The organism is Paenibacillus sp. MMS18-CY102, from assembly GCF_009789195.1.
Lineage (GTDB): Bacteria > Bacillota > Bacilli > Paenibacillales > Paenibacillaceae > Paenibacillus_T.
On record NZ_WSTC01000003.1, the window covers coordinates 114,126 to 135,635 of the forward strand.

Genomic DNA, 21,510 nt, shown 5'->3' on the forward strand with positions numbered 1-21,510 from the left:
GGCTTAGGGCAGTCCCTTTTGTGCCCAAATTGCCGGTATTCTAGCCAATAGCAAACTGGATTGCTATACTAGGTTTGTATCAAATTTTTACATTAATATTAATGTGGAGTGTGCCTGTTCATGCGTAAAATATTGCCCGTGGTTATGCCCGAAATCACTTCGTTTCAACATCACACTGCCATCCTATCGTTAATCGATGACGCGGATCATGTCCAGCAATGGAAATTCTCGCACTATATTCAACTGTTCGCTCTCGTTTACGACCATAATGAGGATGAGAAAATCATTCCGTATATGGACTTCTATTCGACGACCTACATCTTAAAATCGACCCCGTGGGTGGCCAATCAAACGATTGCGATGCACGAGCTGGACCAAGTCGACATCATTGATTTTGTAATCGCTTCCATTGATGAAGGCAAGTACGTTTACATGTCTGTAGAGTGCCGTCACATCAGCGCGCACAATACGGCAGGCGAATCGTTCCCGCATCCGATCATTATTTTTGGCTATGACCGTGAACAGCAAATGTTTCATATCGCCGATTTCTTCAACTCCGCTTACTCGTATAAAGAGGCCTCGTTCGGCGAGCTGCGTATGGCTTATGAAACGTACGTCGAAGGAAGCTTCTGGTGGGATGGGGCTCAAATTTTGCAAATCATAGATAACCAATCGGAAGTATCTATCGATTCAGCCTATTACAAAGCGCTCCTCTCCGACTACCTCCACTCCACGACGCATGGGCCTTATGAATTAGATTACGGCAGCGATCTCGACCATCACACCAAATCGGTCCCATCTGTGTATTTCACCAAATACGGCATGTCGATCTATGATGAGCTCATTGCGAATTTCAGGGGCAGGGGTCCGGTCGATTATACCGTTCTGCCTGTTCTGGCGGACCATAAACGAAACCTCTATCGTTTCATCGAATACATGAAAGCAGCAGGCACACTACCGCCTGATTATCCCGACTACAGCGAGATTCTCATGAAAACGAAAGCCGCCCGAAATACATTCCTGAAAAGCGTCGTACGCGGGGATACCCGCTATTATGAACAAATCGCCGATAACTTGTCTGAGATCAGGGAGCTGGAGCGGCGCGCAATTGCTGATTTAATTGAGGCGTTGTAAGAACATAACTTCCGGGCCAGGGCGGTAACTAAAAAAGACCCCCGTCGATGACGGAGGGCCTTTTTGGGGTTACTCTTTTTTGGCAAAGGGGTTGGTGGGTGTTCCTGGTTGCGATACCGCGCGGGCTCCCCGCTCACCCGCACGCTTCTGCTGTGCCATTGCAGTTTGTACAATGACAAAGCAGCAAATGACATTGTTCGAGGCGCATCATTGCAGTCTGTACAATGGGAGAGGTGGTGAAAGGCCTAATTTCCCACTTTTAGCGGAATATTCGGGGCCGCTCTGGCAAGCTAGTTGTACAAAATGCAATGGCAGCTCTACATATCGGCGCTCGGGCCGCTGCCATTGTATGAAATACAATGGCAGGCACGGCTGCGCTTAGAGCAGCAAGCAGCATGCATTGTACAACATGCCAGGCACAGCTACGCTTTAAGCAACTTTGCATCATGCAACGCGGCAAGCGCTACAGCAAGTTAGCTCCCGGTCTCCTTGATGACCGTCGGATCGATCATATTCAAGCCCTTAGCTACAAAGAAGGATTCCTTCTCAAGCCCAAACGCTTCGTTAGCCCATGCAAATTTGTACTCAAAATACCCGGAAGGGTACGCGCTTACGTACCCGCTGATCATTTTCGCCAAACGGATCGTTAATTTCCCATGCTCCCAAGCATGCGCTGCATCTACATACCACTGACCCGCCGTTATCGCCTGCCGCAACGTTTCTGGGTTATTCACAACTTTACTGTAAACGCCCTCTTCAGGCCGAGGCAAATTTTGTTCATAAGTGGTCTCCTAGCTTATTATGTGTTCACGTGCTACTTGATCCGAATGGAATAAGGTTCGCGAATATACATCGGATAGCCAAAAATAGTAAATGTCAACGGCTGCGGATATCGCTCCCGATTCAGGTAATACAGCAAATGCTGCTTCTCCCGCTCCTCGCTCCCGTTAACGGTATACCCGCTCATCACCTGCTGCAAGTTCGCCATGCTGTGTTCCTTCCCTGCCCCATCCGTAAACGTTCCTTCGAGTAACGAGTACATCATCTGGTCCGCAGGATCCAAGCCGCCTAGTGCAAAATCCAGCTTCGTGTATTCGGCTTCCCGCATCACTTTGCTTAGTTCAAGCTTGCCGTCCGGCGCACGCAGCAATTGCCCCTTGTCCGTGTCGACCGTAATATTCAGCTTATTGCGGTCAAGCGCACGGAACCAGCTGCCAGCTACCGTCAATGACTTGGGCTCCTTGAAATAAGGGCTCTCAAAATGATAGATCCGCCCGTCCTTATTAAGGCTCCCGTTCCCGCCCGAAATCATATGCCATTCCGTGCCCTCATCGTCCAAAATCCGCATATCGCCGGCATCGAAAATTTGCTTCGCATTAGCTTCATCATATGACACATACAGCTTCAAGCTGAGTGGCGATACGACGGCTTTGGTGAACGTAAGTTCTTGCCCTTCTATCACAACGGTTTGCCCGATGTTATATTCATGCTGGCGGCCTCTGGACAGCTCACGATCGATCGGCACCTTCACTGTAAAATGGGTACCAGTTGTCTGCTGGCTGCCAAGCTTCCCTTCCAATGGCGTTCCTTCCGTCCCAATAAGCGACTCCTCCCCTGCACGCTGGCCTGCTGCATTCGCATTCTGCGAATCTTCCTGCTTCTCTTCCAATAAGCTCAGCTTCAGCACAACGGCTTCGGGCATCGCAGTCCCCTCTGCCAATTGAATATCGATGGTTCCACGCTGAATGCCGGAATCCCGCCCCTCGATCTCTTGGTTTTCTGAATAGCCAATGGCAGCAGGAAGGTGCTTGCCCGATACATCCGATAGGCGCGGCTGGTCAATTCGTACGACGGTTTCCCCCTCGTTCGCCGGCTTGATGGCATACAGCATCACCAGCCGTGAATCGTCTGCTATAATGCCTTCGATGGACAGCTTCAATCCATCATGCTCGTCAGCCACCCCAACCGGTTGCACAAAATCGTTATCCAACGCCAGCCCAATTCCACGATCAGACGACTCCCGATTGATCAGGTCGACGAAAAGCGCCAAGCCTGGAATGTCGCGCGCGACAGCTGCCACTGCCGGCGATACACGAATGGCAAGCAGGCAAACAACCAGCAGCATGCTCATTATTGCAACACTAGACCACCGCTTCCTGAGCAACCTTCGCCGCCGCTTCAGCTGCTGCTCGCCCTTGCGAATGCCCGCCATAATCGCCGCTTCAATAGGATCAAGCGCTGTTTCGGTTTGATGCTCTTTCGCTTCCTGCCCTTCATGGTGTGCCATGCTTCCCCTCCTTTCCCAGAACAGCGCGGAGCTGCTTCAATGCGCGGCTCAGCCAGGTTTTTACCGTTCCCTCTGGCTTTTCCAGCAAACTTGCAATTTCCGGAAGCGTCATATCTTTGTAATATTTTAAAATAATAATGTGCCGCAGTTTGGGCTGCAGCGTATCAATCGCCAGCTCCATCGCAATTTTCTCATCCAGCTTGAGGTCAGCGGCAAGCGGCTCAGGCACGTGGAATAACGGAAGCAGTTTGCGCTTGCGCTTCTGCTCGTCAATGCAACAACGAATGAGAATGCGAATAAACCATGTATGAAAATAACGCGGCTCCTTCAGCTTCGCAAGATGGATATAAGCCCGGCATGTCGCTTCTTGGATCGCTTCCAGCGCCTCCGCCTCATTCTTCAAGTACGCCAGCGCGATTGCATATATTTTCTCTTTATCTGCGGCCAGCAGCTTGCGGAACGATTCCGAATCGCCGCGGAGCGTAGCAAGTATAAGCGCCTCTGTCGATGGTGTAGACAATTCCTCACCCCTTCTCTCCATGATTAGACGTTGGGAAGGCGGGAATGGTTTTGGGTAATTTTTGAAAATTAACAACGAGGAGGCTGTCCCGTAAGCTACTACTGCTTACAGGACAGCCCCCATTTTAGCGGCTATATCGGTTAACCCAGTCTTGCCTCCACACTTGAAAGGGCTTCGGTTGAAGCTCCTCCAGCGTTTTGCCTTCTATGGACCAGTAGCCTCCATACATCTTGCTGCCATGTGGGTACGAAGTTCCCCCTATGGGCTGGCCATCCACTACGTAAACATACACATCAACTTCCCCTTGCGATAACGGATGATTTTTTACAATAAACTTTTTAACGGTGATTGTTTTGCCAAAATACTTCGAAGGATCTTCAGGCTGCATTCCCCAATACATCATATACGGCAGTGTGACGATTTTTTGCTTGGTCAGCTCATAACTTTCAGCGATGCCTTCGTAAGAGATACTCTGGTAACCCTTATCTTCGAGATAGGTTCGTAAAACTGCTTGCTCGCTTGGCATTTCGTTTTTTGTTGTGCAACCCATTACGAAGACGAGCAACAGCAGCGGAATCAAACCCTTCAAGCCTTTCAAGCCATGTAATGTTGCAAATGATGGGGTTGACACCCGCGTCCCCCATCGCGCGCTGAAAACTGCGCTTCGGCGGCTACGCCGTTGGCGCGATCACCTCTGCACTTTGCCCGCTCCACTCCTCGATAACTCCCCCAGCTTCGCGCGGCCCAGCGGCGTAATGTGGAATCGGACACCTTGGGGCCGCAGCGTCTGCTCCACTAGCTTCTCGGTTAAGAGCGAGGCCAGCACTTTATTTACCGTGGCATCATCTAAATGGCAGTCTCCGCAAATGCCTTCCGGCGTGCGGAACGTGAAGCTTGAACTCGCTAATGCATATAAAACGTTTGCCCGGTTCTCCTCTTCCGGCTGCAGCATTAACGCCCTGAAAGCCGGCCCTGCGGCATTGTTCGCTCCGGCCGAATCCTCCGTCAGTGAATCAGCCACGGCATCCGCCGCCCGATTCGCCTGATCGACCTTATGGGACAGCGTTTCCAATGCGTTATTCGTAAGCAACTCAATAAACTTGCGCGACGAAATAGCCGCCATCAAACAAAATCCTGCAAAAACAAGATCATTGCTCGCATCAAAGCCACCTTTGCCCAGTTGATCGGCTGACAGCAAATCACTTGAAATCAGCTTTAAAAAAAGCGGGACCATAAACGAAGCCGCGATGCCGATAAGCATCGATTGGTACAGCCCCCGATCCTTCAGCAGCGGCGGGCTTCCCGGCTTAGCCAGAGGCAGTACATAGCTGACCGCCCCTCCCACCAATCCCGCTGCGATCATAATCAATATAAGGATGATTCCATGGTCCATGACAATCCTCCTAACGGGCTATTTTGGCATAAAAAAGGAAAATTATTGTCGATGTCGAAAACCAATCGTGTGAAGTTCAATAGAGATAGAGGGGGAACACCAAAGGTGAAGTTACAATCTATTGCGAAGTATATGCTTGTGCTAATTCTAATATCGCTCTCCTTGATGCCATCGCTGCAGAAAGAAGCCAATGCTGCTGGGACGAGCGCCGCGAGCTTTGCAAGCTACGAAGGCAAATGGGTGGATCAGGCGCTTGTAGAGGATGAGAACACGGACAATGACCTCATTTTATCATTCGACAAGACAGGGACGCGTGCGAACGTTGAGCTAGACATGAGCCAGATCGATCCGCATAACTACTACGCATTTAACATTGCCAAACGGCCTGCCGTTACGTTCAATACCAAAGGCGAGGGCACTTTCTCGTATGAGATGATCGATCTGGAAGACGAAGATTCAAAGCCCCTTAAGGGCACAGGCACCATTTTGCTTAAAAACAACCAAGTAAAACTAACATTAAGCAACGTGTTTGCTGGGATGAAGCCGTATTTTAAAACAACTCGAACGATGATCCGCGACCCATACGCCTATCGTAGCTACACCATCGTTGCTGCGGAAACGATCTTGTCCGACTATTGCAAATGCTCACCTGGAAACGGCATAAAATTTAGTTATCCTGGGTCCGATAATGATGATAACAAGCCGTGGGTTAAACACCTCGCGATCTATGTGAACGGCTCTATGATGGAGGAATATAAAATAAATTTGCATAAACGAACCGCTACGAAATTACCCGAAGAATCTTGGTATTACACAGATTATTCATTTAATGATCAATTTCTTAAAGCTGACAAAAATATAACCGCCTCTTCCACTCTGCCGGCAACGAAAACAGTCGATTATAGCGTCAAACAGCTTGTAGACGGCAATTTGAAGACATGCTGGTGTGAGGGAATTAAGGGTGATGGGGTTGGACAGAGCATTACCGTTGCCTTCCCCAACAAAATGACAGTAACAAGCTTGAGCATTGCATCGGGGTACACGAAGTCCTTATCCTCTTTCCTCGACAACGGCATGGTTCGTAAAGCTAGCATTGCGTTTTCCAACGGCACTTCAATCACCGTCGATTTGACGAAGGGCAGCAATATTAAATTAGCCGATTACGGCCTGAACAGCATCTCAACCTCATCCATCAAGCTGACCATTCTAGAGGTACGTCCGGGGGCGAAGTTCCATGATACGTGCATTTCGGAGATTTCTGCAAGCTAGCATTAGAGGTGGCGGGCAGTCCTCTCCCCTTATGACAAATTTAGTCGCAAGCATGCCGCAGCAAACGGCTAAATACACGATTAGGCCGGATCTGTTTCGGATTGACATCTATATCTCACGGGACCAAACCATTGTCATTAGGGCAAAAAAGGATCCAAATTATACCGAGTGGCTTTCCGTTGGAAAGTTAAATGTTGCGGATGCCGCCGCAGGAGCTTGCATCCGTTATCTGCTCAACAATACGCCTTTGCCTACGACGGCTTCTCTTTATTGGCAACCGTTTGAGGACGCTACACAGATGAAATACGATGAGCTTTTTGTCTTTTATCAACATGTGGCGATTACAAGAGAGAGCGATTCGCATTTCACTATGAATGGTGAGCATATCGAGAGAGAGGCTTCGGATGACGCTATTCAACAACACTTGCTTCAACTGTATGAAGATTATCGAAAAGGATGTGGCGCTACAGATGAACCCGGTCCAATCATCGATCGCATGCAGCAGGCTATAACTGAAATAAAGGCGATGGAGGACGAATGTCACCTCCCGGAGTATTTAGGTCCCGTTTCAGAGCATGCAAGAACCGCGTTTGTTGCATGTAAACACGAATATGCTTTCTCCCCACATGAAGAGGTTAAAAGCCTGTTGTATGAACTATTTAAACTTCAGTCATCGATCTACAATCGATACATGACGGCAGTCAGGTGATTGTCCATTAAGCCTTACTTAAGTTCCGCAGCAAGCCAAAAAGACAGCGAGCGCTCTAGCACTCGCTGTCTTCTTCGTCTATCCTTCAATAACAAGCTCCCGTTGTCCAGCATCAGGCACCGCGAAGCTTAACAGCCTTTGCCCCTCTTCAACCAACTCGATTGTTTCCTGTTCGGAAAGCGGCTTAAAAAGCTCAATAACTAGCGTCGCCTTCTGTTTTCCCCGCTCGATTCGCCATAAACCGCCGACGAAGCCGCCTATCAACACCGTGGACCGGACAATGCCATTATCGGTGATCACTCGCTTCCGGTACGCTTCGTCCATTATGCGGCTGCGATCCGCATAGGAGAGCAGCATGTTATCGAATTCGCCGAGAAACCGAATCGGCACTTCCCCATTCGCTGCAGGCCGAGGCGCATCTGGTAAGTCAAACAGTTCGCAGCCTTGCTCATCACGAAAGGTTATGAGCTGAGGGCGAAGGGCATTCACGGCATCCGCCATTCGCGTGAGCCCCGACCATGCCTGAATATCTTTCACAGAAGCCGGACCGAAGGCTGCCAAATAACGCTGTACGATGGCATGTGCGTCAGGACACGCTGCAAGCGGCTCGCCGAGCCAAGCTTCAGCCGTCGTATGCACTGCTTGCCCGCTCATGCCCCATAGGCCGCGCGGTGGCATTTGGACGAGCGGCAAGCTAGCCCGAACAGCTGCCGACAGCGCGGCCGGATCACGATCCGGCCACCGTAACTGCAACCGTTTCCCCAATGCGGCGAGGGTTTGCGGCTCATCCTCTACCAACTCACGCGCCACCGCGGCTACCTCTTGTAGATCCAGGCCGGCAAGACGCTTGCCGAACGCTCCTTGCAAGCCCCGTTCATGCACCGTTTGCCCCCACGGCCTCAATTCCAGGCAGTCCTTGGCGGAAACCAAATGCAAAGTCGATCGCATGAGCGCAAGCCTTACAGCAGAACGGTTCTCAATCAGAAGGGACAGCTCTTCCGGACGAAACGCTTCAAGCCGCGCCCATAGCGCATAATAAGGCGCGTGCGGCGACTGCGCCTGCAGCCCGACCAGCTGTTCGATTGCTTCAAGCGGTGAAAGCTTCACGCGATGAAGCAGCATTTGCCGCGCGAGCAGCGCCCGGTTTAATGCTCTGGTTCCCATGACTGCCGATTCTGCCGCTCCACTATCCATGCTTGCCTTCGTTCGATCCGTGCGCATGCGTGTTGCCCTCCTTCCACACGATTGCCCCGCTTCGGTCGATATACCCCGTCACATAGTTACTTGATTGAGGGATACGCACATACACCACCGCCAGATCGCCTGAGAAGGAATCCGCCCATTCGAATTGCGATTTGATAACGAAGGCACCAGATTTATTAATATAACCATAGGTTTGCCCTCTGCTTGCGGGAGCCAGCCCGCCTGAGAAAGTGCCGCCTGCTTTAATCGTTTGAATCACCTTCTTGCCCGCCTTGTTAATATAGAAGGTCACCCCGTTGCGTTCAACGAATGCCAGCCCTTCCGAAAAAGGCTGCGCCATCGTGAACTGAGGCGGCAGTATGTATCGGCCTTTTTTATCAATATATCCGTATTTGCCATTCACGCTCACGGCAGCCACGCCATCGGAGAACCCACTAACATAATCAAAACGCGGCGAAATAGCTAGCTTTCCTGAAGTATCGATAAATCCGTATTTGCCTCCCACAGTCAAGCTAACGGCAGCCATGCCATCGGCGAAATCGGCAGTTTGGCTGTACCGATACGGTGTAATAAGCTCGCCTTTCGTATTGATAAAGCCAGAAGCTTTGCCCAGATTGACGCGAGCGAAGCCTTCGGAGAAGTGAAATGCCCTGTGGTAGATCGGTTGAATGACTATCTTCCCTCGGCTGTCAATATAGCCATACCGAGTAACGGCGGTTCCGTCACTTGCTTTAACTGCCGCTATATACATCGCTAATCCGTTAGACATAATGCCGCATTTGCCAGACTCGCATTCGAACAGCTTCTCGCCCTTTGGGCTAAAGTAAATTTGCTTCTTGGCTGCGCGATCTTCCGCATAGACCGCGCCTCCTGGCTGAGCGGAATTGCCAAGGCTATCGTAGATTGGCTCGATGACAACCTCGCCTTTGCCGTTAATAAATCCGTACTTGCCATTTTCCTCGATGTAATACAACTGATTGCCCGACGAGGTCTCGGCAATCGCTGTCGCCGTCACTGTTGCTGCTGTGGCCGCGTTCGCCCTCTGCTGGCTGTCGCCCATCCCGGCAAGCCCGAACACCATAGCACGCCAATGCTAAAATTGTACCTGCTTTTCTAAGCAACACGCTCACGCTCCCTTATTAGTTGAACTATACTCGTTTAGACGGCAATATCTTTCATTTTGTTGCCCGATCGAGTGACTCTTGCGCCAATGTGCAGCTTCGCTCGGGCAGCCCGTTGGCTGCTGCGCAGCTCCGTTCGGACGCGCCATTGAAGTTTGTACCATGATAATCGGCAGGAAAGGGACATTTCCGCCTTAATTAGCGATATTAGGCTCATTCTGGTGTAAGACTGTGCACACATCCATAATGCCCGCTAGAACGATCTTCATTTCAATGTAAACAAAAGAGATGATCCCTGTCTAGATACAGGAATCATCTCAACAATGTTGCTCGACACCTTTTCAAATTGTCCTTGACTAATAAGTCCGGTTTACTGCTTCGTAAAGGAATAATCCATCGAACTATATCTAAATTTCCAATTTATTAACCATGATATATTTACTCATTATTTTTTTTGAATGGATCTTTTTCATTCAACTTTGCTTCTTTAAACTCCGCCTTTATCTTCCTCTCATTTTCTTCATCATTGATTAGTATCGTTCCATAAATCGGAACTACAGTAATCTGACCTGTTTTTGTATCAGTCCTGGATACAAATAAATATTTTTTGTTTTCAGCTAAATAATCCGCACCTTCGAATTTAAACAAAGCTTTCTTTTCATTGTCATAAGCAACTCTATGGGATATCTCAATATCTCCTTCTAGATTCCCTTTAATATTTTCGTGCACTGTAACAGTGTAGGTAGAATACGGGCTAACTTGATCCTTATCTTCCTTTTGCTTCTTATTTACAGTCCCTACAAAAACATTCTCTGCCCAACCTACTAACATCTCTTTATTATTCACATCAAAAGCATATTGAGCACTAGAAACAATTACATTGTCAGGCTTGTAAACATTATCATAGATTACGTAAGAACCTCCTACCAAACATAGTGCTCCCACTATAGCAAATATCACCTTTTTTTTCATTATCATAGTCCCTCCTATTATGAATGTATGTTGTTATAATCATCTTTTTCATGATTTTTAATAGTCGTTTCTGAGGTAGCAGCATAGTACATAATATTTGTATTATAAGCAGCTCCTTCATGGTCGCCAATCCCTAGAGCGTGTCCAAGTTCATGCATCGCGGTATTTTGGTTATGAGCTGCCGTTCTGTAAGAAGCATCCATATAGAATGTGTTGAACTCTAGTTCGTCGGCACCTATAGAATTTATATATTGAGCTGTGAATGGCTCATCTGACTCTTCACTAATATCACTAATAGTCAAATCTTCAATTGACCAAACAGTGTCGGGTGCAATAACCACTTTATTCAAAGCATTCCAAGCAGTTACTGCTGAACTCCAAGCTGTAGAATACTTTGTCGATCCCCCCCAACGAATTTCACTCGAATCAACCGCGGAGTACCCTAGTTCATGCACAGTAGCAGCACTTACTGTAGATGGAATCGTAAGTGCAGCAACCACGATGAGTGTTGATAACTTCTTTAGCTTCTTCACAAATAAAACCTCCATTTTAGTTATTTCACATGATCTACTCATTCATATCATGCTTCTCCATAGCATACACAGAATTGAAAAATAATTAAATTTTTATATTTTTTAACATTTCAATAGATATTTTGCTCGAATTCATCCCCACTTGATGCTCTGCGGAGTCGCGATCATCGGCGCAAATGATCAGTGCGTCCCTAGCTGCATAGTGAGCTCCCCACCCTGATAAGCATCGACCATGAACAACCTTTGCTCCGCGTTCCGTCCGATTGTTTACCATTATGGGACTACTATCTACTTTTTCAAATAAATGATAAACTCATACCGAATAGATCTTACACAAAAAAACCACTTCCCGGCAAGCCGGAAATCAGATTATCATTGAATACCGCTGCGAATAGATGCACATGTGGCTTGGTCTTGCTGCCGCTCACGTAACTTCGAACATTTGCCCAAAAGCGTACGTATTGGTATTCGATTTGCGAGCCGATGCAATAATTGATGTTTTCATCGGTAATCGCCGATCGTCGCAACCTTAATTTTAAGCCACTGATTAGCCCCTATGGTGTAAATTGCAAACTTCCCCCCATTCATCCATACAAAGAGCAGCACTAAAGTGATTAGGGTTCTTAATAGCATCATTGTACAAACTGCAATGGGGCTACCTAGTTAGTTAGGTTGGGATCGGTTCCTCTTTTTATCTGCACAAAAAATAGCTCCCTGCCATGAGGGAGCCATCGAAATCGTGCCCGCGGAACTATTCAAGCGAGCCGCCAAAGCCATCTGCTTATTCGCCTCTATCCACTCATGCAGGCTTGAGCGGCACCGGCTTCATCGGCGGTGACGGCTCGTTCTTCGTTAGCCCATACCCGAAGTCGAACAAAATTTGGCCCTCATCAAGGTTGCGCTTGCCAGGCTCTAGCGGTTTATACGATTCAGCGTAAAATGGCCAGCGAATCGGCAGCTTGCCAGTGAAATCGCGCTCCCCAAACAGCACATCTGCAACGCCGCCTCCTTCCGTACCCGGAAGCCACGCCTCAACCAAACCTGCCCAATCGTTGAGTTGGCCGGTGATAATCAATGGACGGCCGGAGACAAGGACGACGACAGTCGGGACACCCGATGCTTTCACATTAGCCAATGTCGCCAGATCGACATCGCTCAGCTTCAGCCCATTCAAATTGTCTCCCTCTACCTCGGCATACGGCTCCTCGCCGATAACTACGATTGCCACATCATGGCCAGCAGCGCCACGTCCCTCCTTGTCATAAGTAATCGTTTTGCCATCGCCAACAACTTCCTTTATGCCCTGCAGAATCGTCGTGCCTGGCGTCGTATCGCCCGCGGCGCCCTGCCACGTAATCGACCAGCCGCCAAGCTGCCTGCCGATATCATCGGCACTCTTGCCTGCGACGAAAATCTTGTCCATGCCAGCAAGCTGGGATAAAATCGGCGAGCCACTCACTTTATCGTTCTTGAGCAGCACAAGCGATTCCGAGACCGCTTGTCGTGCAAGCGCCTTATGCTCAGCGGAAGCAAACGTGCTGGCCAGCGACGGGTCTGTCTTAGGTTGCTCGAACACGCCCGATTCAAATTTGACGCGCAAGATACGCCTTACCGCATCGTCAATCCTTTCTTGCGAAATCTCGCCTTTGGCCGCCAAATCCTTCATGTGGGCAATCGTCTCCTGCCAAATAGCCGGCATCATCAGCATATCGACGCCTGCGTTAACCGTCGTTTTGATCTGGTCGCGAAGGCCGCTGACCGGATTGCCTTCCCAATCCTTCGTGATTTGCTGAATGGCGTTGTAATCCGAAACGACAAAGCCCGTAAACCCAAGCTGCCCTGGGCCTGTTCCTTTGAGCGCGTCCGTCAGCAGCCGCTTGTTCGCATGCATTTTTAACCCCTGAATGCTGCTATAGGATGCCATAACCGTCCGAACGCCTGCCTTAACGGCTGATTCGTACATCGGGAGGCTGATGTCCAGCACCTGCTGTTCTGTCAACGTCGTAATGTCTCCTTGATTGGCGCCATTATCCGTTAAGCCTTCGCCGAGAAAATGTTTCGCAGTTGCTACAGCCTTGCTCGGCTTGGCCAAATCTTGAATCGTATCGCCTTGCAGCCCTTTAATGGAGGCAACACCCATCTGGGCGACCAGCTCCTCATTATCGCTAAAGCCTTCATAGGTACGGCCCCACTTCGCGTTTTGCGGGTCCGCAATCATTGGCGCGAACGCCCAGTTCGTGCCCGAAGCTTTTACTTCCTCTGCCGTTGCCGCACCGATCTTCTCGGCCAACGCAACATTTCGAGTAGCGCCGAGCCCAATGTTATGCGGGAAAATAGTTGCTCCGACAATGTTATTTTGCCCATGAACAGCATCAACGCCATACAGAATCGGTATGCCGAGCCTGGTGGACAGTGCAGCATCCTGATAGGCGTCGACCATGGCTGCCCACTTCTCTCGGGTGCTGTCGGATTGCTTGTCATTAGGAAATGAGCCGCCTCCGGAGAAGACAGAGCCGAGCATATACTTTTTCACTTCCTTGGGCGTAACCGACGCTCGCTCTGCCTGTACCATCTGGCCAATTTTCTCATCCACTGTCATGCGCCCGAGCAGATCGTTTACACGCGCCTCAATCGATTGCGTTGCGTCATTAAAGACAGACCAGCTTTTGGTAACTCCAGTTGTGGTATGCGCCGGCTTCATGCCGAGGTACACGCCAATGCCCGCAGACAGCAGAATGGCTACAGCTGCCGTGACGGCGATCCTTTTTTTCATAATTGCCCCCCTAAAATTGCAATCGTTTTCAGCATAATTATACCAAACAACACGATGGGAAGCATTTTGTCCAGCTTATCCCAATCATAATATGGCCAACATGTATGAGAATATGTGAATGGTGCAAAAACAAAACCGCCTCCCCACTAGCCGGGAAGGCGGTTTGCCTGCTTATATTTATGCCTGCATCAACTATTGTGCTGATTGGTCCAAGAGTAATCCGGCGCCCAGCCGAGCACCTGCTTCGCCCGTTGGTTGCTGACGACCGCTTGCCGCCCGGAGAAGCGCTCCCGCACATCCGTTACTTCAGGATAAAAATGCGCCAGCAGCCGCGCCGTCTCCCAATCGCTGAGCGTGTCGTCAGCAGTGATGTTGAGGCAATGTGCGCCCGGCGCCTCCGCACCTAATGCTGCAATCGTCGCACTCACCGCGTCGCGTATGTCAATATAGCTCCACAGGTTGCGCGTATAGTGCTCAGGGCGATCCGTCGCTAACCCCGCGTATTCGTTCGCGCCAACGATCATCGAATAGCGCAGCGAATAAATGCGCATGTTGCTGCCGCTGCGCCTCGCAAACATCGCAGCCGTCTGCTCGTTTACGATTTTTGACAACCCGTAGCATTCCTGTGGCTGCTGGGGATGATCCTCATCGACAGGCACATAGCTCGGCGCGAACGGTGCGGGCGCCCATGCGAACCCGTACGACGATTCACTTGAGCCGAGTACAACCTGCCCAATGCCAAGAATAGACGCCGCCTCCAGCAGATGATACGTAGACAAGGCATTGTTAGCGAAAATCGTCGCGTTCGGATGCCCGAGTGGCGCCGGTATTGCGCCTAAATGCACAATCGCATCCGCCCCATGCAACGCGCCAACGACTTGGCCAAAATCATTCAAGTCCACCTTAATCTGCCTCACATGGGGCTGGTCCGACCGGGCCATATCGAGCGATACGACTTCAAAGCCGAGCTTTTGCAACGCTGGAATGAGCTGTTTGCCAAGCTTCCCGCTCCCGCCTGTAACTGCAATGGTTTTGCTTCGCATGCCACATGCTCCTCTCTCTAGCTGACTGGATTGTTATGGACGGACCAACGTGCCGTCCGCTTTACGATCAAGCGCATACGGCTGATGATACGTCGCCTTGTTCCAACCTTCCCCGACAAGCAGCTCCGCCTTCGCTTCGTCCAGCTCAATGCCAAGCCCCGGCTTATTAGACAGATACAAGTATCCGCCTTTGCGCACGACATGGCCTGGGAATGCTTCCAGCTCTTCCTGCTTAAAATGGTTAACTTCCTGAATGCCAAAGTTCCATACAGCCATGTCGAGATGAACGGCTGCCGCCTGATTAACCGGATCGTTCTCGCCACCCTCCTGCCACGCGGTCCGGACGCCGAACGCTTCGCATAACAAAGCGATTTTGCGGCATGCTGTAATGCCTCCTGCTTTGGATACCCGCACCCGGATAAAATCGATCAGCCGCTCCTGCACAAGATTGAGCCATTCTTGGCTGTTCACGAACAGCTCGCCTACCGCCTGCGGCGTCGCGCTCTGCTGGCGGAGCTGGCGATACCAGCCAATCTGCTCCGGCGCGAGCACATCTTCCAAGAAAAACAGATTGTACGGCTCAAGCCGCTTCGCCAGCTGGATCGCTGTAATTGGCGACAAATGCTCGTGTACATCATGCGTGAACGCAACATTTGAACCGAATGCCACACGCAGCTCCTCAAACATGCGCGGAATTGCGTTCAGGTAGGCTTGCTCGTCGAACACGGGACCTTTGCTCCATGCGCCTATCGGCAGCTTGGCCTGTTCAGGCGGAATAAAGCCGCCCCCGCCATAGCCGCCCAGTTGGGCGCGAATAACCGTATAGCCCTCTTCCATATAGCGGCTCACGTCTTCCTTCAGCTCCTCAATATCCATGCCGCCCGCGTGCCCATAGCAAGGAACCGCTGCGCGGCTTGCGCCGCCAAGCAACTGATAGACGGGCATGCCCGCCTCTTTGCCTTTTATATCCCATAAAGCCATGTCGATGCCGCCAATTGCAGTCTGCAGCATCGCGCCATTGCGCCAGTAGCTGCTTAAGTTCATCGTGTGCCATAAGTCTTCGATATTCGCCGCATCCCTGCCGATGAGCTGGGGAGCAAGCATTTGCTCAATAATCGCGATGACAGCTTCCGGATTATACATATCCGAAGCCGAGCCGATACCATATAAACCATCCTGATCCGTCGTCACCTTTACAATGGTCCATGTCCCGTTCGTTCTTGTCCGAATGCATCGAATGCCTGTTATTTTGGCCACGTCCAAGCCCTCCCTATTGCGGTGTCGTGTCCATTGTACGGGAATCCGCACGGGCGCTTAATGAGACATTATTAAACTTTCCACCGCATTATTGGCTTGTTCCGCCCAACCCGATGCCGCCCCTCCTCGAATGCGATAGACTGGCGTTGAGAGCGCGATTTTGGCATCGCCGTGACGCGCCTAAGACGATAGTTTGAGAACCAATGAGGAGGAATCCTGCGATGAGTGAGCCTACATTATCTACTGCCTTATATCGCAATCCCGAAGCGCCAATCGACGATCGGGCCCAAGACTTGTTAACGCGCATGACGCTGCAAGAGAAAGTGCGGCAGCTGGACCAATATTTCGGGACGTCGTTCGTCAGCGCGACGCATCCGCACATGATTACGGTAATGGCCGAGGACGCAACAGTCGACTGGGACAAAGTAAGAACCGTCATCGGCAAAGATGGCATTGGCTGTATCCACGACTTATACGGGACGGCGGACATGAATAACGCTTTGCAGCGGTATGCGGTCGAGGAAACCCGCCTCGGCATCCCGATCCTATTCAGCGAAGAGACGCTTCACGGCCTGCTGCGCCCAGGGATGACAGTGTATCCGCATGCCATCGCGATGGCATCGACATGGCATCCTGAGCTGGTGAAAACGATTGGTCGCGAGATTGCCGCCGAGACAAGAAGCTTAGGCATTCACGAATCGTTCGGTCCGGTGCTCGATCTAGCCCGCGATCCACGGTGGGGCCGCGTCGAAGAAACGTTCGGCGAAGATACCCATCTGGCGAGCCGCATGGGCGTTGCGATGGTTCAAGGGCTTCAAGGCGATTCGCTCGATGCGGCGGACAGCATTATTGCCGAGCCAAAGCATTTTGCCGTGCACGGCATACCGGAATCAGGCTTAAACCACTCACCCGTCTCCATCGGTGCGAACGATATTCGCACGTATCATCTGCCTGTGTTTGAAGCTGCTTATAAAGAAGGCGGCGCGATTAACGCCATGTGCGCCTATCACGCGATGGACGGCGTCCCGTGCGCATCTGACTACGATCTGCTCACGGGCATTCTGCGGGACGAATGGCAAATGCCAGGCTTCGTGCGGTCCGATCTCGGCGCTATCGCCCGGCTTGAGCATGCCCACGGCACGGCAGCTTCGGGCAAAGAAGCGATTCGGCAGGCGCTCGAAGCTGGAGTCGATATGCAATATTACGACTACCCGCATGATATCTACCAGACCGCAATCGTGGAGATGGTGCTAAGCGGCGAGCTGCTGGAGGAAACGGTCGACTTGGCTGTCGTTCGGGTACTAAAGGTGAAATTTATGCTCGGCTTGTTCGAGAAGCCATACGCCGTTGCGGGGCTGTCGGAGCGTGTCGTGCGCAGCGAAGCGCATCTTCAGACTGCGCTTTCGACGGCGCGCGAGGCGATCTGCCTGCTGCAAAATGACGGCGGCCTACTCCCGCTCCGCAAAGAGATTGGCACAATCGCAGTCATTGGCCCGAGCGCGAACAAGGCGCGGCTTGGCGATTACACGCCTTACATCGAAGGCTTCCAGCCAGTGACGGTTCTGCAAGGCATCGCGCATGCAGTTCCTGCTCAAACCCGCATCCTGTATGCGAAAGGCACAGGCATTCTCGACGGTGAGCTGGAACCGATTCCGATGGGAAGCTTCCGCGGCCCGGACGGCAACGAAGGGCTGCGCGGCGAATATTTTAACAACGAGGCGTTGGAAGGCGAGCCGACGCTCGTCCGGAACGACCCGCACATTCACTTCAACTGGGCGATCACCAAGGCCGATCAGCAGCTGAAGTCGCATGGCTTCTCGGTTCGTTGGAAGGGCAAGCTGGTGCCACAGATGAGCTTCTCCGGCTATATTGGCACGGTCACGCAGGACAGCATGCGCCTGTGGCTTGACGGTGAGCTGCTCATTGACGGCTGGGGCAAAGACAAGAGCGCGAACGTTAGCGTGCCGATCGAGCTGCAAGAAGGGCGCGAATACGACCTTCGGGTCGAATACGTAAAGGACATGAACGGCGTCGACATTACGTTCGGCTGGAGCCGCGGCGAGGAAGGCATTCAGGAGGCCGTCGAGCTGGCGCGGCAAGCGGATGTCGCCATCGTCGCACTCGGCGATTCCGAGCGTACATGTGGCGAAGGTGTCGACCGCTCCAGCCTCGATCTGCCGGGCAATCAGCTCCAACTGCTGAAAGCGATCCACGAGACAGGCACGCCTGTCGTGCTCGTGCTCCAGAACGGGCGGCCGATTACGCTGGATTGGGAATCACAACATATTCCAGCTATTGTTGAGGTGTGGTACGGAGGAGAGCGTGCCGGGGAAGCGATTGCGGAGGTGCTGTTCGGCGACTATAATCCGGCGGGCCGGCTGCCGATCTCGTTCCCCCGCACGATCGGCCAAATCCCGGTCTGCTACAACAAGCGGCGCGGCGGCCAGAAGCATTACGTCGGCGGGGACAACAAGCCGTTGTATGCATTCGGGCACGGGCTGAGCTACACGACATTCCGCTATGATAATCTGCGTGTAGACAAAAATGTCATCGCGCCTGACGAAAGTGTAGCCGTGACGTTGGACGTCACCAATACCGGGGACGTTGCTGGCGACGAGGTCGTACAGCTGTACGTCGTTGACCCGGTCGCCTCGGTCGCGCTGCCGGAGAAGCAACTGCGGCATTTTGCCCGCATAACGCTGCAGCCAGGCGAGACGCGCACCGTCACGTTTACGGTGACGCCTCGCGACTTGGCGCTAGTGAACAAGCACCTAGCATGGGTTGTTGAGCTAGGCGAGTTCACGCTGGAGATTGGCCCAAGCTCGGATCGGATTGAGCTGGAGGCGCGGATTACGGTAGCTTAGGTTTGGTCGAGTTTGTCGGCGGTTCGGCCTTATAGGGCAGGTTTATGCCCTATTCGCCGGGTTATTGACTGGCTGGCCATGCAAAAAAGCGGTGAAACATCAGTCCTGCCCCGCCTTTCCGTATTGTACGAACTACAATGAGCAGGCTGCTGTACCTTAAAATACGGCCGGCATGCTGCAACGCAAAAACAGGGTGTCCTCCAGCCATGATGGCTTGGGGACACCCCTCTTCTGCTTAAATGCTGCATCATACTGCAATCTACTGATGCGAAGTCGGATGGTTCGCCGTCGCCGGGATTTGGCCGCTGAACATGCGGGCAATATCGCCCGTCAGTCGCAGGTAGAAGTCTGACGAGAGCGCTACCCCATCGGCATCAAGCGATAGGAAATATTGATTGTTCGGAATCATGGAGCTGTTTTCCGCCGCTTTGGCAATCGCGGTTCCTTCATCATACTCATCGAACATAGCCACATAGCTCGTGTCGACGCCGATGCTCTTCAGGTTGTACGCCTGCCGCCACATGAAGTCGCCGTGCTGGCGGGGAATTTGGTTGCGCGGACCGCCCGTCATATTCGCCCAAGCGAAACCTGGGAAAATAACCGGCTGGTACGTAATGCCGTTCTGCTTCGTCCAGTCATAGTCCGGCTGCCACTGGTTCACCTTGTAGCTGTCCGCGTCAGCAAGCGTGCCGAATCGGCCGACAAACCAAGGGGACAGCATGTCGAGCGAGCGGTACACGTTCTCGAACCCTGCTTTGGAATCGTTGTTGCCTGTCCGCCAATACGTCGGAACGCCGCCGATGACGTAGATGCCTTGATTTTTGAACCACGAGATCAGCTCTGCCGATTCTGCCGCCGTACCTGGACGGTCGGTGAAGCCGATGCCCCAGATGCAGACGACCGGCTTGCCGTCCTGAATCGCATAAGCGCTCGACGACGTTAAGTTCATATTGGCTTTGACGTTAACCGTCCAGTCATGCTTCACTGCGTTCACCCAGTTGGATGCGTTCATGCCCGTAATGTCGTACATCACATAGAACTTCCGGCCGTAAGCTTCTGCGGCGTTTTTCACCTTGACGGCTACGTTGTCGCGATTCGCCCGCCAGCCATCGTACGCATCGCTCTCGCTAGCCCCGAACCGTTGGAGCGCCGCTCCGGAGATATTGTAATTCTGCATCCATTCAAAATGTTTGTTTACCGTCGACTGGTCATACGACGAGAATAGCTTCGCAGGCTGGCCATTGCCGAGATTGCCCAAATTCGTGCCATATTGCGCCGTATATTCGCGCATGTCCGGGTAAAGCTCGAATTTAATATTCGAATTCGGCGTCGGCGCGCTGTTGTTGGTCGTCCAGTGAATCCAGCCGTTGTTAGGCGAGCTGTCGCCCGTAGCGTTAAACCACCCTTGATAGCCTACGATCAGCTTGCCGACGACATCGCCGCCGGTCGGATTGCCGCCACCTGTCGACGTAGCGAATTTAAACCAACGAACGTTGAACAAACTGCCTGCGCCGCCGACAAATTTCAGATACAGCGTATGCGTTCCGCTAATCGTGCTGATGCTGCATGTGCGCGTCGTCCACGCCTGCCAGCCGCCGGTGCCCGGTATCGTGCAAGTGCCGGCTAACGTGCCGTTCACGCTATCCAACCGAACCTCAATGCTGCCGCCGCTCGTCGCGCTCGCCGTCCGGACCGAGAACGAATTCACGCCGGTGCCAAAATCCAGGTTCGCGAACGAAAGATAGTCGCCGCTGTCGATATACCCGACGTTAAGCCCGCCTTCGCTCGATGCTTCCGTTTGAACGCCTGACTGCGTCGTGAACGACGATGCTGCCGTTTCCGTGAGCGCTGACGCAGAAGCGCCGCCAAATGAGAACCAACGGATATTGAACAAATTGCCCGCTCCGCCTACAAATTTCAAATACAGCGTATGTGTTCCGCTAATCGAATTGATGCTGCACGAGCGCGTCGTCCACGCCTGCCAGCCGCCGGTGGAAGGCACGGTACAGCTGCCAGCCAGCGTGCCGTTCATGCTGTCGAGCCGAACCTCGATCGTCCCGCCGCTCGCCGCGCTGGAGACACGGGCGTTGAAGCTGCTTGCCCCGCTGCCAAAATCGACGTTCGCAAACGACAAATAGTCGCCGTTGTCAATAAACCCGACGTTGAGCCCACCTTCGCTCGATGCCTCCGTCTGAATGCCGGACTGCGCCGTGAACGACGATGCCGCCGTTTCGGTGAACGCAGAGGCGGCCGAGACGACTCCCGACTTCCCATACAGCTGCGGGAACGCCAGCGTGATGGCAAGCAGCATTGCGATCAGTATCGTGTGCCTTCTCTTGAAGCGTTGAACCTTGTGAACCTTCATCATTTTCATCTCCCCTTTCAAAATAAACGGCGAGCTGGACCTATCGCGCATATCCAAACTCGCCGGT

The 21,510-nt window shown here is 52.0% G+C and carries 17 protein-coding genes; 4 read left to right on the forward strand and 13 right to left on the reverse strand.

Annotation, left to right across the window (positions count from 1 at the left end; translation table 11 throughout):
• Positions 1-120 precede the first annotated feature (120 nt).
• Entirely contained in the window at positions 121-1,134 is a 1,014-nt protein-coding gene (locus tag GON22_RS03230; RefSeq protein WP_160394687.1) for a hypothetical protein, read from the forward strand.
• A gap of 473 nt (positions 1,135-1,607) precedes the next feature.
• On the opposite strand, the gene GON22_RS03235 is transcribed toward GON22_RS03230, so the two are convergent.
• From GON22_RS03235 to GON22_RS03255, 5 genes are all read right to left on the reverse strand, one after another.
• Complete coding sequence (locus tag GON22_RS03235) at positions 1,608-1,868, reverse strand: hypothetical protein (RefSeq protein ID WP_160394688.1); 261 nt, start codon at positions 1,866-1,868, stop codon at positions 1,608-1,610.
• A gap of 80 nt (positions 1,869-1,948) precedes the next feature.
• Complete coding sequence (locus GON22_RS03240; protein WP_160394689.1) at positions 1,949-3,421, reverse strand: DUF4179 domain-containing protein; 1,473 nt, start codon at positions 3,419-3,421, stop codon at positions 1,949-1,951.
• The gene (locus GON22_RS03245) at positions 3,408-3,941 is read right to left on the reverse strand and encodes a sigma-70 family RNA polymerase sigma factor (protein ID WP_237178994.1); all 534 of its coding nucleotides are present in this window, start codon (positions 3,939-3,941) and stop codon (positions 3,408-3,410) included. Before GON22_RS03245 ends, GON22_RS03240 begins: the two co-directional genes overlap by 14 nt.
• Before the next feature lie 124 nt (positions 3,942-4,065).
• Positions 4,066-4,572, reverse strand: a complete 507-nt coding sequence (locus GON22_RS03250) for a hypothetical protein (protein WP_336604258.1) — start codon at positions 4,570-4,572, stop codon at positions 4,066-4,068.
• A 57-nt stretch (positions 4,573-4,629) separates the two neighbouring features.
• Positions 4,630-5,334 (reverse strand): YEATS-associated helix-containing protein, encoded by a 705-nt coding sequence (locus GON22_RS03255; protein ID WP_160394690.1) that lies wholly within the window; start codon positions 5,332-5,334, stop codon positions 4,630-4,632.
• Positions 5,335-5,439: 105 nt separating this feature from the next.
• Here GON22_RS03255 and GON22_RS03260 point away from each other — a divergent pair, with 105 nt between their 5' ends.
• Both GON22_RS03260 and GON22_RS03265 read left to right on the forward strand, forming a co-directional pair.
• Positions 5,440-6,603, forward strand: coding sequence for an NADase-type glycan-binding domain-containing protein (locus GON22_RS03260; RefSeq protein WP_160394691.1), 1,164 nt, complete (start codon positions 5,440-5,442; stop codon positions 6,601-6,603).
• A 31-nt stretch (positions 6,604-6,634) separates the two neighbouring features.
• Complete coding sequence (locus GON22_RS03265; RefSeq protein WP_160394692.1) at positions 6,635-7,312, forward strand: hypothetical protein; 678 nt, start codon at positions 6,635-6,637, stop codon at positions 7,310-7,312.
• Positions 7,313-7,390: 78 nt separating this feature from the next.
• Here the strand turns inward: GON22_RS03265 and GON22_RS03270 are convergent, their stop codons facing one another.
• The 7 genes from GON22_RS03270 to GON22_RS03300 form a co-directional block, all read right to left on the reverse strand.
• On the reverse strand, positions 7,391-8,533 hold the full coding sequence (locus tag GON22_RS03270; protein ID WP_160394693.1) for a winged helix DNA-binding domain-containing protein: 1,143 nt from the start codon (positions 8,531-8,533) through the stop codon (positions 7,391-7,393).
• Complete coding sequence (locus tag GON22_RS03275; RefSeq protein ID WP_160394694.1) at positions 8,499-9,596, reverse strand: WG repeat-containing protein; 1,098 nt, start codon at positions 9,594-9,596, stop codon at positions 8,499-8,501. The genes GON22_RS03270 and GON22_RS03275 overlap by 35 nt, the downstream gene beginning before the upstream one ends.
• Positions 9,597-10,074: 478 nt before the next feature.
• Entirely contained in the window at positions 10,075-10,608 is a 534-nt protein-coding gene (locus GON22_RS03280; RefSeq protein WP_160394695.1) for a hypothetical protein, read from the reverse strand.
• Between the two features lie 17 nt (positions 10,609-10,625).
• Positions 10,626-11,141 carry a hypothetical protein gene (locus tag GON22_RS03285; protein ID WP_160394696.1) on the reverse strand — a complete coding sequence of 172 codons (516 nt, stop codon included), beginning with the start codon at positions 11,139-11,141 and terminating at the stop codon, positions 10,626-10,628.
• Between the two features lie 799 nt (positions 11,142-11,940).
• The gene (locus GON22_RS03290; protein WP_160394697.1) at positions 11,941-13,914 is read right to left on the reverse strand and encodes a glycoside hydrolase family 3 protein; all 1,974 of its coding nucleotides are present in this window, start codon (positions 13,912-13,914) and stop codon (positions 11,941-11,943) included.
• A 188-nt stretch (positions 13,915-14,102) separates the two neighbouring features.
• Positions 14,103-14,957, reverse strand: coding sequence for an NAD-dependent epimerase/dehydratase family protein (locus GON22_RS03295; RefSeq protein ID WP_160394698.1), 855 nt, complete (start codon positions 14,955-14,957; stop codon positions 14,103-14,105).
• A gap of 33 nt (positions 14,958-14,990) precedes the next feature.
• Positions 14,991-16,214, reverse strand: a complete 1,224-nt coding sequence (locus tag GON22_RS03300) for an enolase C-terminal domain-like protein (protein ID WP_160394699.1) — start codon at positions 16,212-16,214, stop codon at positions 14,991-14,993.
• Between the two features lie 221 nt (positions 16,215-16,435).
• Between GON22_RS03300 and GON22_RS03305 the strand changes: the two genes are divergently transcribed.
• The gene (locus tag GON22_RS03305; RefSeq protein WP_160394700.1) at positions 16,436-19,078 is read left to right on the forward strand and encodes a glycoside hydrolase family 3 N-terminal domain-containing protein; all 2,643 of its coding nucleotides are present in this window, start codon (positions 16,436-16,438) and stop codon (positions 19,076-19,078) included.
• 259 nt (positions 19,079-19,337) lie between these two features.
• Here the strand turns inward: GON22_RS03305 and GON22_RS03310 are convergent, their stop codons facing one another.
• Positions 19,338-21,446, reverse strand: coding sequence for a carbohydrate-binding protein (locus GON22_RS03310; RefSeq protein ID WP_237178995.1), 2,109 nt, complete (start codon positions 21,444-21,446; stop codon positions 19,338-19,340).
• Positions 21,447-21,510: the final 64 nt, after the last annotated feature.